Here is a 16,880-nt window from a genome sequence, read left to right as displayed (position 1 = left end):
TTTTCAGTACTCGGTCGCCGCGAGCGCCTCGGCCGCCTCGCGCGCCGCCTGAAGGTGTTCGCGGGCCTCGCGCGGACTGTCCGCGTCGCGGGCGCGGCGGGCGAACCGCTCGGCCGCGGCCGCGAGTTCGACTCTGGCGGCGCCGAGGTGCTCGCTGGCCGTCGCCGTCTCGCCCGCGCTGCTCCCGCCGGTCGTCGCGGTCCGCTGGCTGGCCGGAGGCTGCGCTGCGGTGCGGTTCGGCGTGGCCGATCGGTCGCCACCTGCCGCCGTCTCGTCCGCGGAGCGGGCCTCGGACGGCGACCGCGTCTGCGACGGGGGGTCCCGCCGGTTGGCGGCCGCGGCGTCGCCTAGCGCGGTGCCACGCGCGGCGTCGGCCTGCGCTCCGACTGCGGAGTCGGACTCGGCCCCCTCCGCGGCAGCGGGCTCGGATCCGCCCTGCTGTGCGCCGGCGGACTGAACGGTGCTCTGCTGTGCGTCGGCAGGCCCGGCGTCGCTCTGCTGCGCGTCGGCCTCGTCGGCCGCGTCCTGACCGCCGAAGGCCACGCGGGCGTCTTCGCTCGGGGACGTGACCTCGATGTCGGCCTCCTCGCGGAGCTCCTGGACCTCCGAGTCCGCCCCCTCTCCGGCCTCGCCCTCCTCGCCAGCGTCCCTGTCGACGGGCTTCTGGCAGCTCGGGCAGAACTCCTGGTCCTCGTAGCGGAAGATCGGGTCGCCGCAGTCGCTGCAGTGGGCGTTGGTCATGGTCGCACCCTTCAGGAGCAGCTCGCTCATCTGCTCCGTCGTCTCGCGCTTCTCCTCCTCCTTCTCGTACTTCTCGCGGAGCTTCTCTCGCTCCGCTTCCTTGTCGAAGTCGCTCATGGGTGGGTGGAGGCGGCGAGCCACCGAAAGTCCTGCGGCCTGGGGCCGTCGAGCGCCGACGCGGGCGGTCTCCGGGCGAGCGGTCCAGAACCCCGACGTTCACAACACTTTTCGTTACTCGGGATGCGTTTTCACGTGTCATGTCAAAGGTAAGCGTGATCGGTGCCGCCGGCACCGTCGGCGCCGCCGCCGGGTACAACATCGCCCTCCGGGACATCGCCGACGAGCTAGTGTACGTCGACATCCCCGAGCAGGAGGACGTCACAGTCGGACAGGCCGCCGACACCAACCACGGCGTGGCCTACGACGCCAACACCACCGTCCGCCAGGGCTCCTACGAGGACACCGCCGGCTCCGACGTGGTGGTCATCACCGCCGGCATCCCACGCGAGCCCGGCCAGACCCGGATCGACCTCGCCGGCGACAACGCGCCGATCATCGACGACATCGGCTCCTCCGTCGCCGAACACAACGACGACTTCGTCACCATCACGACGTCGAACCCCGTCGACCTGCTGAACCGCCACCTCTACGAGACAGGCGACCGCGCCCGCGAGAAAGTGATCGGCTTCGGCGGTCGCCTGGACTCCGCGCGGTTCCGATACGTCCTCTCGGAACGCTTCGACACGCCCGTGCAAAACGTCGAGGCGACCATCCTCGGCGAGCACGGCGACGCCCAGGTGCCCGTCTTCTCGAAGGTCCGGGTTGACGGCGAGGACCCCGAGTTCTCCGACGACGAGCGCGAGGAGATCCTCGAGGAACTCCAGGAGAGCGCCATGGACGTCATCGAGCGCAAGGGAGCCACCGAGTGGGGACCCGCCACCGGCGTCGCCCACATGGTCGAGGCCGTCCTGCGTGACACCGGCGAAGTGCTGCCCGGCTCCGTCTACCTCGACGGCGAGTTCGGCCACGGGGACACCGCCTTCGGCGTGCCCGTCAAGCTCGGCTCGAACGGCGTCGAGGCGGTCGTCGAGTGGGACCTGGACGACTACGAGCGGGAGTTGATGGACGAGGCCGCCGACAAGCTCTCCGAGCAGTACGAGAAGATCAGCTGACGGCCCCTCAGTTGATCTCGTCCTCGGTGATCCGCCAGTCGACCGCCTCCTCGTCGACGAGGTCGTCGGCGAGGTCGTCACCGAGGAGGGCGGCCCACTCGTCGAGGTGTGATCGCTCGCGGCGAGCCATAGTTCTCACCGGATGTCAACTCGGGGCGCGATTATAATCATTGTGCCTGCGACCGCGAGTAGAGTCGGGGAGGCAAGCCGCCCGCCGCTCGGCTGGGCGGGCGGAAGGAGTCAGGTCACGACGGAATGCGTCACACAGGCGTTCAGAGCAGGCTGTTGAGCGCGAAGAGGACCATTGCGACGACCGGAACGGCTGCGGTGATCGCACCGTCACGGAGTGAGACGGCCAACCCCTGTTTGATCGCGTACGTCCAGATGATCCCCTGCCATATCGTGAAGACGATACCGACTGCCGTCAGTAACTGGATCCCCGTGATGCCCTGGAGACTCTGTATAAACGACTGTGCCATCTGCGGATCAGAGACGGACTGCGGCGATCTATTACTGAACACCCAGTAGTAGCCGAAGGTACTGAGCAGACCGTTCAGAACGGCCGGAACGTACCTCCACCCCGCGAGCGCGAGTGTGTCCGTGAACGACCCCTCGCCGTCGAACGCCGGCGTCGCGACCCCGTAGAAGAACGCCGTGACGATCAGCCAAATGACGACTGGGCCGAGGACTCCGCCGGCGAGCGTCGTGATGTAGATGATGGAACTGAGCCCTGCGGCGGGGCCCGTGAGGCTCTGATCGATGTACTGCAGCATTGGCAGCGACGACAGCGCGCCGAGCAGTCCCGCGGCGACGACGATGACCGCGGGAAACAGGAGGTCGGGGTCCCGGCTCTCGCTCTCGAAGAACTGGTCTGGGTTCGTGAGAATCGATGTTATCTCTATTATCTCATTTAATGTATAAGTAAATAAATCTATTTCGATATTGTTTTATCGATTGTAATGACAAGTGCTACCAGACGAAGGGCGTACCTGTCGAGTAGAATGGGACAGAGAGGCAGGACACGATCCGACGAGTCGACGGGAGACTCGGAACGCGCATCGGACGAATCGGATCAGACGGCCACTCCAACCGTTTCAGTCAGGAATCTGGTCAAGGAGTACGGCAACGGTGACGAGGCGGTCCGCGCCGTCGACGGGGTGAGTTTCGATATCGAACCCGGGACCGCGGTCGGCATCCTCGGGCCGAACGGGGCCGGAAAGACCACGCTCATAAAGTGCGTCCTCTCGCTGATCGTCCCGACGGACGGGGCCGTCAGTGTCGCCGGGAAGAACACCTTCAAAAACCCGAAGTACACGTTCGAGCGCACCGGAGCGGTGTTCGAGGGCGCGCGGAACGTGTACTGGCGTCTCACCGTACGGGAGAATCTCGAGATATTCAGCGTCATCGGCGGCAACGACTACCGGAACAGGACCGACCGAATCGACGAACTGCTCGAGAAGTTCGGGCTCGCGGACAAGGAGGACACGGTCGTTCGGGAACTATCGCGGGGGCAGAAACAGAAGGTCACCCTCTCGTGCACGATGGCCCGGGGCACCGACGTGGTCTTCCTCGACGAACCGACGCTCGGACTCGACGTCGAGAGTTCGCTCAATCTCCAGCAGGAGCTTCGAACCCTGGTCGAAGACGAGGCGACCACGGTCGTTCTCTTGAGTCACAATATGGACGTCGTACAGAACGTCTGCGACCGCGTCATCATCCTGAACGACGGCGGGGTCCTCGTTGACGACGACATCGACGCTCTGCTGGACGTGTTCAACATGCGACGGTACGAGGTGACTGTGACTGGCGACGTAGACGAAGCGGTCCGCCGGAGCCTCCGGACGCGATACGGCGCCACTGAGTTCCTGGCAACCAACTCCGGGACCCGTTTCGAGGTGGACGTGCCCGACGGCAAGTTCTACCCGCTCGTCGACCGTCTCCGCGAGGCCGGTCTGGCCGTCGAATCCATCGATCGGACCGACGGGGACCTCCAAGACATCTTCCTCCGAGTGACCAACGAGGCCGGGGAGGTGACCGACTCGTGAACGGTACGACCGCCGCAGACACGAGCGGCGTCGAGCAGGGGAACGACCCCTGCGGGTTCGCAGTGCTCGTCTGGTCGATGTTGCGAATGAGTGTGCTCATCATGGTGCGGTATCGACTCAACTTCGCCATCCAGCTCGTCGGCATGTACGCCTTCTTCGCGATCGTCTTCTTCGGCGGGCAGGAGGCCGTCCGGAGCGCCGGCGTCGGCTCTGTCAGCGCGCTCGGCTCCTCGCTAGACGCGATCATCGTCGGCTGGTTCGTCTACTCCATGGCGCAGAACGCCTATTCGAGCCTCTCGGGGGTCATCACCGCGGAGTCCCGCTGGGGCACGCTCGAACAGCTGTACGTCTCGCCCCACGGCTTCGAGCGAATCATGGGGGCGAAGCTCATCATTAACCTCACGCTGAGTCTTCTGATGGGCTTTCTCATGCTGCTTTTGATGGTCGTGACGACCGATCGAACGCTGACGCTTGACGCGTTCACGATCCTCCCGCTGATCGTCCTGACGCTGATGTCCGTGCTGGGCCTGGGGTTCACGTTCGGTGGCCTGACACTGATATACAAGAAGCTCAGCAGTGTCTCTCGGCTGATGCAGCTGGCCCTGCTGGGCCTCGTCGCAGCGCCGGCGGCCGACGTCTTCGCGCTCCGGTTCCTCCCGCTCGTTCAGGGGTCCGCGATGCTCCAGAAGGCCATGCGCGAGGGGACCCGACTCTGGGAGTTCCGCGCCCACGACCTCGCGATTCTCGTCGGTGCGGCGGTCGTCTACATCGGCGGCGGAACCCTCGTATTCATGGTATGTTCGTTCGTCGCGCGCAAGCGGGGCGTGATGGGTCACTACTGACCTCACTCCGACGCCTCGACAGTCAGCCGATCCTCGTATTCGCCGTGCACGCGGCAGACGGTGCGAGGGCGATCGGATCGATCTACCGTATACTATTCCTGCAGTTTTATTTAATATTTTTATATAGTAAATTTTAATTTGTCTATACTCATTCCAGTAGATGTCCCACTACTGATAGGGTGTGAAGGGTGAATCGGCCGGCGGATGGCGGCCATTGCTGGACACCGCGACCGCATCGACACGCCGTCGTCTCGTCGGTCCCCCGAAGTGGGACTGCAAAGTCGGACGAACGAGTCGCTAATCGATATCAACACAGACCATGATCGTGAACGGATGGCCTGCTGCTGTCGCCATTGGTGGCGGCGCAGTCGCCGTTGGTTACTGCGGTATCGCTGACGACGACCACTGTGCCGGCGAAGTCGAGTCGGCTGCAGACACGATCGCCGAGCACACGTAATCGAGCGCCTATGCAAGCGAACATCGCTCCCGTCGTCGGTGTCGGACTCGTCATCGGTGGCATCGGAGTGGGCGTGACGATCGAGAACGAGGTCGAAGGCTCCGACTTCGACACCTACGACGGCTGAGCGCCGTCGGTGAGGCGCCCAGTGGATCCGGCCAGCGCCGGACCCCGCTGGGTTCGCTCGCTCGTTTCTGCCAGCGTCGGTTCGATCGCGACCCGCGCAGCCGCGAGGCGTCCGACGCCGACCGCTGTCGAGGCCGTCGATCAGCCGCCGCCCGAGCGCCGGCACGCCGAAACTGTCGACGGGTCTACCAGCCCAATGTCAACAGCAGACTGAACGCTGCGTGACACAGCAGTGGCGCTATCGTGGACCCCGTCCGATCGCAGACCCAGCCCTAGAGCGTCGCCAGACAGAACCAGATCCCCAAGGTACGTGCGCTCGCGACGAGGGACAGTTCGAGGACCGTCAGCAGGGCTCCGACGGTCACGAGCACGGCCGTGACGATCACCGCAGTTACTGGATCGACCGCCTCGCGGAGCCGCTGCTGAACGACCCCTCGAAAGAAGACGGTCGTCGCGGCTGCCTCGGACGTAACGACGGCCGCTACGAGCGACAGGCCCGCCGACGCGGGGAGGACGTTCGCCGTCGACATCGCCGGGAACGGGGCGAGGCCGACCGACAGGACATCGAAGCGGACGGCGGCGGCAGCAGCGACCGAGACCAGGCCGGCGACCCCGAGCACGGCGGCGTCGGTCCGCGACGGGAGGGCCAGGCGGAGTGACGAGCGGGGCCAACCGCTCGCGAGCAGATAAACGACAGCCGCGACTGCCCACCCAAGTCCGCCCGCGACGGCCACCGCCGGACCGGAACCCACGAGAATCTCGACGCCGACCGGGAGCGTCGTCGACGCCGCGAGTCCGAACAGGGAAAGTGTGAGACACAACTCCACCGCGTAGACCGCCTTCGACTGCCCGGACCGGCCGTACGTGGGGATCACTCCGACGGCGTACCGGTAACACAGGTCGACGAGCAGGGCGGTCAGCAACGCTACTCCGACGAGACCGAACGCGCTCACTGGGAGCCCGTACGCGCCCGCGGCGAAGCCACCGGCAGCGACGGCGAGCACCGCCGTCACCGTCCCGTGAGCGAGAATCGCCAACGTGTCCGGCGTCGGCACGTCGACGCTACCGGCTTCCGACTGTGGCAGAAGCGAACCGACGCCGACGCCGACGGCCGCGCTGGCCGGCGTCAGTGCGATCCAGACGAACTCGGCCGCGACCACGGCCCCAGCCGCGAAGTCGCCGATCGAGAGGAGGGTCGCCCCGAGCGCGACGAGCGGGACCCCGACGAGAGTCCCCGCGAGGATCCGGGCCCGGACGAACGTGTGCGGCGGGAACTCGGAGAGGACGATCTCACTCAACATGCCGTCTTCTTCTCCGATCGGGTTCAGTCCGAACGCCGCTCCTGCAAACCAGATCCCGAGGAAAACCGCCGCCTGACCGAGGAGCGTCGGGAGCAGGGCGAGGTCGAACGCGCCCCCTGCGGCGAGCATTCCAGCTGCAACGACGTGATAGAGAAGGTGGACCGAGCGGCCGGGCTCGCGGACTGTCCGTCGGACAATGCTCTCCGGCACGTATCCTGCCGAGATGCGACACCCCGGCCGCCGCCCCGTCTCGCGCTTGGCCGGAAAGTCAGTCGTCGCGGCCCGGGCCCCGGCGCCGTCGCGTTCCGCGGACCGGCGCGGCGGATCGAGGTACCAGAGATGGGGCGCGACCCGCGCCGTCGCCGCGGCCCCGAGGGGGATCGAGATCACGACAGCGGCGGCGCTCACGATTGCCGCGACGCTCGGCCCGTCGACGAGTGGCGTCCCGAAGAAGAAGAACTCGGCGTAGCGGCCCAGCGGGACCGGCGGTGGACCGTCCGGTGCGACGGCGGCCAGCCCAGCGCCGTCAGTGAGTTTCGCCGCTCGCGTCCCCACGAAGACGCCGGCGGGGCCGAAGATCAGGACCATCGCGAGCGTCCGGATCGCGTACAGCGCGGCGTCCGGGAGCGCCAGACGGAGCACGCGTCGCCACGCGACACGTCCAGCCAGGCCGAGCACGGTTCCCCAGAGGAGCGAAGCGTAGACCACCAGAAACGTCCCACAGACGGCGACCGCGATCGTCCGGAGCGACCGGGTCCCGGCGGCGAACGCGGCCACCACGATCACGGACGGCCCGATCGGCAGGAGCCACCGAATCGACTCCGCGAGGAGCAGCCCGGTCGCCAGCGTCTGGGCGGGAACAGTCGTCAGGTGCAGTTCGCGGGCGCCAAACAAGAGCAGTCGCGAGTTCGAATCGATTGCGCCGAGCAGGACGTACAGTCCGATCGCCGCGGGCAGATACCAGACCGCGATGTCGAGCAGCGCGGGCATCTCTCCCCGGCCTACACGACGCCCCGCGCCGACCGCGACCTGCACCAGCCCGGCCAGCACCGGGAGAGAGACCACGAGACCGACCGCGACGAGTCCGATCTTCCGTCGCGACGTCGCGACGCGGTGGCCGTTGCGACGCAGTTCGGCCGTGGCGATCGAGCGGACAGCCGCGATCGTCCTCCGACGACTATCGAGCGTAGTGCGCCGGGACCGTGACGTCGCGTCAGTCGATTCGCCTCGCTCAGTCGACCGCTCCGTCACGGCCGGTCACCCTCGCCGTCGTCCGGTCCCCGCGGGGCGATCACGGACGAGTCGTCGGTCACTTCGAGGAACGCCGCTTCGAGCGTGCCGCGGTCGCCGTCGGACGCGGTCCGCTTGAGGGCGTCGGGCGGACCTTCGAAGACGATCGAGCCGTCGTGGAGGACACCGACCGCGTCGGCCATCTCCTCGACGAGCGGGAGGATATGCGTCGAGAGGAACACCGTCGTCCCGTCGTCAGTCAGTTCCGAGATCAGGTCGACGACCTCGCGCGCCGCTCTTGGATCGAGCCCGCTTATCGGCTCGTCGAAAAACACCACCTCGGGGTCGTGGACGACCGTCTGGAGCAGGCCGATCTTCTGTTTCATCCCCGTCGAGTAGGTGGCGATACGCCGGTCGGCCGAGTCCCCGAGCCCGATCCGCTCGAGCAGCGCCGCGATGCGACGCTCCGCGCGGCCTTCGTCCAGTCCCCGAAGCGTCGCTACGTACGCCAGCTGTTCGCGACCGGTGTAAGCGTCGTACAGCGGCGGCGCTGCCGGAAGGTAGCCGATCCGCGACTTGATCGCCTCCCTGTCGGAGACCGGCCGCCCGGCAACCGCGGCGCTGCCCGATGTCGGCGGCGTAAGCGTGGTCAACAGCTCTATCGTCGTGGTCTTGCCAGCCCCGTTGGGCCCGAGAAACCCGTAAACCGTTCCCTCCGACACTGAGAGGTCGATTCCGTCGACGGCAGTGACGTCCCCGTAACGCTTCGTCAAGCTCTCGGCCTCTATCATTATCTTTCGATTGTTATTACCTAGAAGAAAGTGGTTACGACCGTCGATTCGTCGAGAGATCGCCCCGGCCGACGCAATCAGGTGCGATCGCAGTCGAGCACGTACTTACCGAACCGATCGGCGGCGTATCGGGCCCCCATCCATCCCGTGAGACTGACGAAGACGGCACTGAGCAGCCCCGCCCGAACGATCGCGAGCGGATCAGGACTCGGCCCGAGGATGGCATTGACGAGCGGTGACACCCCCACCGTCACGGCGACCACCAGCACGACGGCGGCCAAGAGGCTCGGAGAGGTGACTGACTGGCCGCCGGGTAACGAGTTTCGCTCGAACGAGGGGAAAGCGACACCCGCGGCCATCCCGATTCCCGGAGCCCCCACGGCGATCGCACCGGACGCGACCGCAACCGTCAGAAGGCCGGTTCCAGTGGCGACGCCGGCGAGGACGGTCCCCGCCACGGTGAGCGGGAGCCCGACGATCCAGCTGACCAGAGCGAGTCCCCAGAGGAACGCGCGCGGCTCGACGCCCGACGTCAGCGTGATCGGAAGAACCGCCTCCTGGCCGCCGAGGGGGTTGAGCGTGAATACGGATCCGGTGGCGACGACGCCGGCTCCGGCGATCCCGTACGTGGTCCACCAGGGGACTCGGCCTTCGAGGACGACGGAGAAGAGGGCGAACGTGATCGGGACGAGGTAGGCGGACAGCCCGTCGATCACCGTCACGGGCGACCGGCGTCCCCGAAGCCACGCCGTGACTGCGACGCGGCGAGCGGTCGTCGAGACGCGGTCCCCGAGCAACCGGTCGAGCGCCGGCGTACGACGGCGCTCCGGCCCGGGACCATCGACCCGACTGACGGCATCGCCGAGCCACACGCGCGTCGCGAGGTGGACCCCGACCGCACCGAACAGGATCGGTCCGACGAGCAGCGCGGCGATGGCAGCCCCCACGCGATCCGATGGCGGCGAGACGCCTGGGAGGCCGATCAGCGCGAGGTCGGTGATCCACGCTGGCGGGAACCGACCGATCCGGCGCACGAGTCCACCCGGTTCGGCTGCGACGCCGAGGACGGCGGCCGCAGAGCAGGCCACCACCAGCGCGATTCCGACCCGCGTGCTCGACAGGCCCCGCGAGGCTGACGCGGCGTACTTGAGCAGGAACCCGACGGCGAACCCCACGGCGACGACGAGGACAACCGCGAGCAGCGCGACGAGTGCTAGCGTCGCCGCGGCGATGGGATCGCCGGTGGCCAGCCAGAAGCCGACGACGACCGCTCCGAGCGCGGGGCCGTGGTACAGCAGTGCGCGAGCGTACTCGGCACCCAGCACGCCGATCGCGACAGCTATCGGGGTGGTCGCGAGCAGCAGGCTCTCGGACGCGTCCAGCGATCCCGTCTCCGTCACTGTCCTGTAGACCGCGCCGGCGGTTCCGGTAACCATCGCGGCCAGAACGACGCTGCGAGTGAGCGACAGGGCCGGTTCCCCGCCGAGGAGGACGGCATCCGTGAACAGGAGCGCACCGACCCAGGCGACGGCGACGTATGCGACGACGAGTAACACCCCGCTGGCGGCGTCGCGAGAACGCATACGGCGGATGCGCCGCCAAGTGCGGCAAACCTCGGTGACTGCGACGAGCGTGATGGCCGCGGGCTCCGTTCCCGATCGGGTCATCGCTCCTCCGCTGCAGTCCGGTCGCGGCGGGCGCGGGTCACGTCCATGAACGCATCCTCGAGGCTGCCGTCGTCCCCGGCCTCGGCGCGGCGCACGAGGTCCTCTGGCGGTCCCTCCGCCACGAGTCGGCCGTCGTCGAGGACGCCGACGCGATCGGCGAGTTCCTCGGCGATCGGCAGGACGTGCGTCGACAGGAAGACTGTGACGCCGTCCGCCGCCGTCTGGTCGACGGTGTCCCTGACCGTACGCGCGGCGCGCGGATCGAGACCGGAGGTCGGTTCGTCGAGAAACAGCACCTCGGGCTCGTGGACCAGAGCACCGACGAGCCCGAGCTTCTGTTTCATCCCCTTTGAGTAGCCGCTCACGGACCTGTCCACCGCGTCGGCGAGGTCGAACCGCTCGAGCAAGCGCTCGATGCGCTCCGGGACTTCCAGGCCCCGGAGACCTGCGACGTACCGCAGGTTCTCCCGCCCGGTCAGTTCGGAGAAGACGGGCGGCCGCTCCGGCAGGTAGCCGACGCGTGGAGTCACCCGCTGCCGATCCCGAATCGATTCACCAGCCACGCGAGCGGTGCCGTCGGTCGGGGCCTAGAGCGTCGTCAACATTCGAATCGTCGTCGTCTTCCCGGCACCGTTCGGACCGAGGAATCCGTATATCTCTCCCTCTGGTACAGTGAGGTCAAGATCCCGCACGGCCGTCTCACCCCCATACTCCTTGCCGAGGGACCGCGTCTCGATGGCGACGTCCCCGCCCATAGTGAATTCTTTTCTATTTCGGGTTAAACTTATTCCGATGTATAACGGAACGTGAAGCGAGCAGTCGGGCAGCGGCGCTCGACGTGGTATCGGCAGTCGTCTCAACCCAGGACGTGGAAGTACGCGAATAGGAAGACACCGCAGTTGTAGACAGCGTGGGCGACGGCGGGGACATCTACGCGTTCCCAGCGGGCGTACGCGAACCCGTACAGCAGCCCGTTGATCAGGACCTGAACGAAGCTTGTCGCGGCCACGTCGACGGGGACCTGCACGTAGGATATCATGTGAGGGGCCGAGAACAGTAGGGCCGCCCCCACGACGGCTGTCAGTTCCGTGTGGCTCCGGGCGAGGATTTTCTGGATGCCGTTCCGGTGGAACAGCTCCTCTGCGGGGGCGACGACCAGTACGTTCACGGCCATCATCGTGGCGAGGAATCCGACTCCGCGGCGGCTGACGAGCTGACCGACGGGACCGACGGGCGAACCGATCCCCTGTGACAGGAAGAGAGCGGTCAGCGCTGCCTGCAGTGCGGTTAGTCCGAGACCGAAGAGGACGCCGGTACCGAGTGCCCTCGCTGACAGACCTGGGAAGTCGACGTACGCGAGCGATAGGTCGGTCTGGTACAGGTAGAGGCCGATGACGACGACCATCCCGAGGCTCGAAGCCACAGTCCGCAGGACGATGGCCAGATCCCCGTCGAAGTAGTAGACGATCGGTCCGCCGACGACTGAAGCGACGACGATCGCCCCGAGCAGGAGCGCCAGACTGATGGTCCAACTCTTCGCTTTCAGCACGTACGTGGGGGCGTATTTCGACGACACCGTCTCTGTCATGCGTGAATCCGGGAAGCACCGAGATTAATTACTTTCATTATCTCTCCCATTTAAATTTCTAACGGCAGCGTTCAGCGGTGACGGACCCGGCAGCCACCCCTTCTCGAGAGGCCAGAGCAAGCTATCGGGCGTGAAGGAGATCAGTACAACGACCGTGAGGCCGGCGAGATCGTCCCTCGCGGAGCGAGACGTACAGTTCTATACAAAGCAAGCGAGTCGCTGACGGCCGGTTACTCCCGGAAATTCTCCGGAACCTGGATACTATAGCGGCCGTCCTCGCGCAGCGCGATGATGTACTCCTCGCGGTCGTACAGCTCCATCAGGTTGAGCTCGTACTTCCCGGGGTCGAGCACCTTGATGCTCTCGAACTGGTTGTTGAGTTCCTCGCGCAGTTCGTCGAGGTCGGGTCGATCGACCGGCTCTGCCCCCTCGCTTCCAGTGGAACTGTCGGCCGACTCCTCCGTGGAGACCGGATCGAAGTGGTGCTCCTCGTCGGTGGCGGGCTCGGACGGGATCTCGTCGGGCGCGATGACTTCACTGCGTGCGCTTGCCTGGGCCGAATCCTCTCCGGCCGGGTGAGACCCCTCCGTTTCGGGTGGACTCCGGGCCGAGGCGCTCGCAGAGCGGTCCTCCGCGGGCGTCGTCCCGGCGCCGTTCACTTCCGCTCCGGCGGTGCCGACCTCCGGCGAAGTCGCGTCCCCAGCACCGGCCTCCGTCGCGGCGGCGTCCGCGGTACCGGCTTCCGACGACGCGTCCGCGGGTTCGGGTGCGCCGACGCTCGCGGACTCGTCGTCCGACGAGCTCACGAAGTCCTTGACGGTGGCGGCCGTCTTGCCGACGGTCCTGGCCACCGACGAGCCCGCGGGTTCGGGGGGTTCCGGCGGCTCCGCGTCCGGCGTGGGCCCGCCGTCGGGCTTGAACTGGAACTTGTTCCCCCCGCAGTCCGGACACCCCGACAGCATCTGCTTGGAGCCGTCGTCGAAGGTCCGGCCGCAGTTCGTACACTGGTGGGGCATGGGTTGGGTGGGTTACTTCCGGGAGACCAGCGCGCTGATGAGGGTCTCGTCCTTGTGGAGCGTCTCGATCTGGTTCGCCGGACCGATCACAGTCAGTTTCTTGGTCGACTGGCTGCCCATCAGCCGGTCGAGGAGGCTCGAATCGGACGCCTCCGACTTGGGGTAGGTCTCGATCTCGATGCCGTTGAACTCGTCGGGGCTGATCTCCGTCATCGTGACCTCGATTAGGCGCGACTCCTCGTCGGGGGAGAGCCCCTCCTCGAGGACGACGATGTTGCCGTCGCGGACGCCGTCGAGGATCATCCGGATCTTCTCCATGGACGTCATGCCGTCCATCCGCTCGCCGCTGATGAGGTCTATCTGGACCCCGTCCTGAGGTTTTGCTTCTGCCATCTGTATCACCCGAAGTACTCCGCGATCTTGTCGTACACTTCGTCCATGTTGTCGCCCTCCAGCGCCGACAGCGGAATCGTCTCGTGCTGCGGGAACGCGTTCTTGATCCGCTGGACCGACGACTCCTCGAGGTCGATCTTGTTCGCGAGGATCAGCACCGGCAGGTCCTGGCTCTCGATGATGCCGATCAGCATCGTGTTGACCTGCGTGAACGGATCCTCCGTCGAGTCGAGCACGTAGATGACGCCGTCGACGTCCTCGCGGAGCCAGTGCATCGCCTCGGCGACGCCCTCCGTCGCCTCGCGGGAGCGACGAACGGCGTCGTCCTCCTCCATGTCGTGGTCGAGGAACTCCGTGTAGTCGACCTTCGTCGTGACGCCGGGCGTGTCGACGATGTCGATGTTGACGGTCTTGCCGTTGCGTTCGATCTCCACGTCCTCTTTGCGGCGCGCGCGCCGCGTCTCGTGTGGAATGTGACTCTCAGGACCGACGGCGTCGCCGGTCCAGTCGCGGGCGATCCGGTTCGCCAGCGTCGTCTTCCCCGCGTTCGGCGGGCCGTAGATGCCGATTCGCTTGGGGTCCTCTTCCGAGAACAGCGTCGATGCCGCGCGTGATATGCTATCTCTGAGATTTGTGAGCAGTCCCATCCTCGTATCCTCCCGCCCGAACCCGATGGTTCGGGGGCTTGCCCGTAGAAGACCCGCCGATTCACTTAAGCCTACGTCAGACACGAGTCAGACTTCCTAGACGGATTCCGGCGGTAGAGATACCGCGTACTGTTCGATTCCGCGGCCGAGACGCGGTTTCGACGCGGCTCTCTCACGGGAATGGCAGCAGACGTGACAGTGACAGCAACGGACACGATAGGGATGACGGTGACAGCAACGGACACAAGGGGTGACAGCGGGTACGATGGCGACGATAGCCCAGGGACGAGGCTGAACGACAGCGTGACCAGATTTGAACGACAGCGTGAATAGATGGGTGCAAACGGTGAGCGAGCGACCGTGCGTGGAGAGGCTCGCGGGACCTGCGGTACCCACGGAAGACATCCGGAGCCCCCCACCCCTTCGTTTCAACTGGAAACGGAACAACCCCTGGGTGCGGGGAACCGGACGACGGTGTGGACGAGGTGACGATCCTTCGGACGAACCTAGCTAGAGGTGTTCTAGATGTCGTTCTCGGAGTGTTCGGACTAATCTAGGACACTACTAGCACACGAAATAATGCTTTCTCTCTAGTGCGGGTTTAGTTTTTGCTGTGGTAGCATAAGCCTTTCCGTAGCTAGAGAGCAACAATCCGCTCGGCGACCCCCCACCTCCCTCTTTCCCGCTCTCCACCCGAAACGAAGGGGTGGGGGGGTCGGCCGGTGCGATCGAACTATGCTGCTCGATCCTCGCCTCCCTGACGCCTCCGAACCGGCTCGGGCGATCCGGCTGGCGGCCCTCTATCGAACCCTGTGCTTTCTTGTGGATACGACGGCCGAATCGCCGAAGTCCCGCCGGGACCGGTCCGGAGTCGAAGCGGTCCCCTCCCGGCTCCCGCTGGAAAATCCGGACGCCGATGGGATCGCCTCGACGGTCGTCGATGGATCGCTCTCTTTCGAAACGCCCACTACACTTCTGATTCATCGGCGCCGACCCCGGAGCGCGTAATCGCCAGAAAGCGACCGATCTCCTCCCGCAACGTTCGAGTCGAAACGGGCCTGTTTCCCGACGTGGAGGACTGGCGTACCGAAATTTTTAATACTCTATCAGCCACGGGTTCTTGTGGTTCAACTGCACTCGCTCGCCGGTCCTCGCGCCACCGTTTCGGAATATATCGCCGCCCTCAGCGCCGCTAGGCCGGTGCGGGCAAGTGTTTCCACTTGAAATAAAGGGGTTCGAATCCACATGACAGACGCGGGAGACGAGTCCGACCGTACCACCGACGCCGCGAGCGACGACGCGACGGACGGCTACGACGATCTGGACGCTGACATCACCTCGACGGAGGGAGAAGACGGCACTCCGTCCCTGGACACCGATCTCGACGACGTCGTCCTCGACGGCCTCGACGACGACGAGGACTCCGAGGAGGCCTCGCGGGGCCTGTTCGACGACCTGTTGAGCGGGGAACCGATCTTCGAGAACAAGGAGGTCCTCCGCCCCTCGTACACCCCTCACAAACTCCCCCACCGCGAGGAGCAGATCAACAACATGGCGACGATTCTCGTCGCCGCCCTCCGGGGGGACACGCCCTCGAACATCCTGATCTACGGGAAGACGGGGACTGGCAAGACCGCCAGCGCGAAGTTCGTCAGCGAGGAACTGGAGAGCACTTCCCAGAAGTACGAGGTCCCCTGCACCGTCGAGTACATCAACTGCGAGGTCACGGACACCCAGTACCGCGTGCTCGCCCAGCTGGCCAACAAGTTCATCGAGGAGAACGAGTCCTACATCGACGGCCGGATCGAGGAGTTAGAGGGCCTCCGCGAGCGCGCGGACGAGGCGCCCGACGCCCTTGCGGACTCGGAGTTCGACGACGTCGAGGCGATCGACGAGGAGATCGAGTCGCTGACCGAGGACCGCGAGTCCTTCGAGGAGGTTCCGATGACGGGATGGCCGACCGACCGCGTGTACAGCTCCTTCTTCGACGCGGTCGACTACCACGAGCGCGTGGTCGTCATCATGCTCGACGAGATCGACAAGCTCGTCGAGAAGTCCGGCGACGACACGCTGTACAACCTCTCGCGGATGAACAACGAGCTTCAGCACTCCCGCGTCTCGATCATCGGCATCTCGAACGACCTGAAGTTCACCGACTTCCTCGACCCCCGCGTCAAGTCCAGCCTCGGCGAGGAGGAGATCGTCTTCCCGCCGTACGACGCCAACCAGCTCCGGGACATCCTCCAGCACCGTTCGGAGGTGGCGTTCAAGTCGGACGCCCTGAGCGACGACGTCATCCCCCTGTGTGCGGCCTTCGCCGCCCAGGAGCACGGCGACGCCCGGCGCGCGCTGGACCTGCTCCGGACGGCCGGGGAACTGGCCGAGCGCGACCAGACAGACGTCGTCGAGGAGAAGCACGTCAGGCAGGCCCAGGAGAAGATCGAACTCGACCGGGTGGTCGAGGTAGTACGCACCCTCCCGACCCAGAGCAAGATCGTCCTGTTCGCGATCATCCTGCTGGAGAAAAACGGCGTCCACAACATCAACACCGGCGAGGTGTACAACATCTACAAGCGCGTCTGCGAGGAGATCGACGCCGACGTGCTCACCCAGCGCCGCGTCACCGACCTCATCTCCGAACTGGACATGCTGGGCATCGTCAACGCCGTCGTCGTCTCGAAGGGCCGGTACGGCCGGACCAAGGAGATCAGCCTCTCCGTTCCACTCGAAGAGACGGAGGCCGTCCTCATGTCCGACTCGCGACTCGGCGACATCGAGGACCTCCAGCCGTTCGTCCAGGCGCGGTTCGACAACTAGCTGCGGATCCACCTGGCGACGCTTTTCGCGGACTCACCTCGAGAATC

General features: G+C 65.8%; 14 protein-coding genes and 1 pseudogene. 4 read left to right on the top strand and 11 right to left on the bottom strand.

Translation table 11 applies throughout. The features are described 5' to 3' along the window. Positions 1-3 precede the first annotated feature (3 nt). Complete coding sequence (locus LCY71_RS07985) at positions 4-858, bottom strand: Sjogren's syndrome/scleroderma autoantigen 1 family protein (protein WP_225335832.1); 855 nt, start codon at positions 856-858, stop codon at positions 4-6. A gap of 140 nt (positions 859-998) precedes the next feature. On the opposite strand from LCY71_RS07985, the gene mdh reads away from it, so the two are divergent. Next, positions 999-1,913: a malate dehydrogenase gene (mdh, locus tag LCY71_RS07980; protein ID WP_225335831.1), complete on the top strand. Its 915-nt coding sequence runs from the start codon at positions 999-1,001 to the stop codon at positions 1,911-1,913. A gap of 7 nt (positions 1,914-1,920) precedes the next feature. Here mdh and LCY71_RS21410 read toward each other — a convergent pair whose 3' ends face one another. Then, positions 1,921-2,043, bottom strand: coding sequence for a hypothetical protein (locus LCY71_RS21410; RefSeq protein WP_263654247.1), 123 nt, complete (start codon positions 2,041-2,043; stop codon positions 1,921-1,923). Between the two features lie 142 nt (positions 2,044-2,185). Next, positions 2,186-2,800: a Yip1 family protein gene (locus LCY71_RS07975; RefSeq protein ID WP_225335891.1), complete on the bottom strand. Its 615-nt coding sequence runs from the start codon at positions 2,798-2,800 to the stop codon at positions 2,186-2,188. A 114-nt stretch (positions 2,801-2,914) separates the two neighbouring features. On the opposite strand from LCY71_RS07975, the gene LCY71_RS07970 reads away from it, so the two are divergent. After that, positions 2,915-3,958, top strand: a complete 1,044-nt coding sequence (locus tag LCY71_RS07970; protein ID WP_225335830.1) for an ABC transporter ATP-binding protein — start codon at positions 2,915-2,917, stop codon at positions 3,956-3,958. Beyond that, positions 3,955-4,800 carry an ABC transporter permease gene (locus LCY71_RS07965; protein ID WP_225335829.1) on the top strand — a complete coding sequence of 282 codons (846 nt, stop codon included), beginning with the start codon at positions 3,955-3,957 and terminating at the stop codon, positions 4,798-4,800. Before LCY71_RS07970 ends, LCY71_RS07965 begins: the two co-directional genes overlap by 4 nt. A gap of 855 nt (positions 4,801-5,655) precedes the next feature. Here the strand turns inward: LCY71_RS07965 and LCY71_RS07960 are convergent. From LCY71_RS07960 to dipA, 8 genes and pseudogenes are all read right to left on the bottom strand, one after another. After that, positions 5,656-7,749: a hypothetical protein gene (locus LCY71_RS07960; protein WP_225335828.1), complete on the bottom strand. Its 2,094-nt coding sequence runs from the start codon at positions 7,747-7,749 to the stop codon at positions 5,656-5,658. Between the two features lie 182 nt (positions 7,750-7,931). Continuing rightward, positions 7,932-8,705, bottom strand: coding sequence for an ABC transporter ATP-binding protein (locus tag LCY71_RS07955; protein WP_225335827.1), 774 nt, complete (start codon positions 8,703-8,705; stop codon positions 7,932-7,934). 77 nt (positions 8,706-8,782) lie between these two features. After that, complete coding sequence (locus tag LCY71_RS07950) at positions 8,783-10,288, bottom strand: hypothetical protein (RefSeq protein WP_225335826.1); 1,506 nt, start codon at positions 10,286-10,288, stop codon at positions 8,783-8,785. Positions 10,289-10,368: 80 nt separating this feature from the next. Next, positions 10,369-11,127 (bottom strand): annotated as a pseudogene (locus tag LCY71_RS07945) (ABC transporter ATP-binding protein). A 101-nt stretch (positions 11,128-11,228) separates the two neighbouring features. Continuing rightward, positions 11,229-11,960: a CPBP family intramembrane glutamic endopeptidase gene (locus LCY71_RS07940; RefSeq protein ID WP_225335825.1), complete on the bottom strand. Its 732-nt coding sequence runs from the start codon at positions 11,958-11,960 to the stop codon at positions 11,229-11,231. 230 nt (positions 11,961-12,190) lie between these two features. Further along, positions 12,191-12,976, bottom strand: a complete 786-nt coding sequence (locus LCY71_RS07935) for an OapC/ArvC family zinc-ribbon domain-containing protein (RefSeq protein WP_225335824.1) — start codon at positions 12,974-12,976, stop codon at positions 12,191-12,193. A gap of 12 nt (positions 12,977-12,988) precedes the next feature. Further along, positions 12,989-13,369, bottom strand: coding sequence for a divisome-positioning protein B (dipB, locus tag LCY71_RS07930; protein ID WP_225335823.1), 381 nt, complete (start codon positions 13,367-13,369; stop codon positions 12,989-12,991). A gap of 5 nt (positions 13,370-13,374) precedes the next feature. Then, positions 13,375-14,016, bottom strand: a complete 642-nt coding sequence (gene dipA, locus LCY71_RS07925; RefSeq protein WP_225335822.1) for a divisome-positioning GTPase DipA — start codon at positions 14,014-14,016, stop codon at positions 13,375-13,377. Between the two features lie 1,245 nt (positions 14,017-15,261). Between dipA and LCY71_RS07920 the strand changes: the two genes are divergently transcribed. After that, positions 15,262-16,833 carry a Cdc6/Cdc18 family protein gene (locus LCY71_RS07920; RefSeq protein WP_225335821.1) on the top strand — a complete coding sequence of 524 codons (1,572 nt, stop codon included), beginning with the start codon at positions 15,262-15,264 and terminating at the stop codon, positions 16,831-16,833. The last annotated feature ends 47 nt before the right edge of the window (positions 16,834-16,880 follow it).

The sequence above is a fragment of the Halomicrobium urmianum genome (genome assembly GCF_020217425.1).
GTDB lineage: Archaea > Halobacteriota > Halobacteria > Halobacteriales > Haloarculaceae > Halomicrobium > Halomicrobium urmianum.
Note: the sequence above shows the minus strand (reverse complement) of the source record. Positions and strands in the feature narration are given on the sequence as shown.

Excerpts from the sequence above, each read along its gene's own strand:
- LCY71_RS21410 (WP_263654247.1), bottom strand. The coding sequence starts at position 2,043 with ATGGCTCGCCGCGAGCGATCACACCTCGACGAGTGGGCCGCCCTCCTC.
- LCY71_RS07970 (WP_225335830.1), top strand. The coding sequence starts at position 2,915 with ATGGGACAGAGAGGCAGGACACGATCCGACGAGTCGACGGGAGACTCG.
- LCY71_RS07935 (WP_225335824.1), bottom strand. The coding sequence starts at position 12,976 with ATGCCCCACCAGTGTACGAACTGCGGCCGGACCTTCGACGACGGCTCC.
- dipB (WP_225335823.1), bottom strand. The coding sequence starts at position 13,369 with ATGGCAGAAGCAAAACCTCAGGACGGGGTCCAGATAGACCTCATCAGC.
- LCY71_RS07950 (WP_225335826.1), bottom strand. The coding sequence starts at position 10,288 with ATGCGTTCTCGCGACGCCGCCAGCGGGGTGTTACTCGTCGTCGCATAC.
- LCY71_RS07940 (WP_225335825.1), bottom strand. The coding sequence starts at position 11,960 with ATGACAGAGACGGTGTCGTCGAAATACGCCCCCACGTACGTGCTGAAA.
- LCY71_RS07920 (WP_225335821.1), top strand. The coding sequence starts at position 15,262 with ATGACAGACGCGGGAGACGAGTCCGACCGTACCACCGACGCCGCGAGC.
- mdh (WP_225335831.1), top strand. The coding sequence starts at position 999 with ATGTCAAAGGTAAGCGTGATCGGTGCCGCCGGCACCGTCGGCGCCGCC.
- LCY71_RS07985 (WP_225335832.1), bottom strand. The coding sequence starts at position 858 with ATGAGCGACTTCGACAAGGAAGCGGAGCGAGAGAAGCTCCGCGAGAAG.
- LCY71_RS07955 (WP_225335827.1), bottom strand. The coding sequence starts at position 8,705 with ATGATAGAGGCCGAGAGCTTGACGAAGCGTTACGGGGACGTCACTGCC.
- dipA (WP_225335822.1), bottom strand. The coding sequence starts at position 14,016 with ATGGGACTGCTCACAAATCTCAGAGATAGCATATCACGCGCGGCATCG.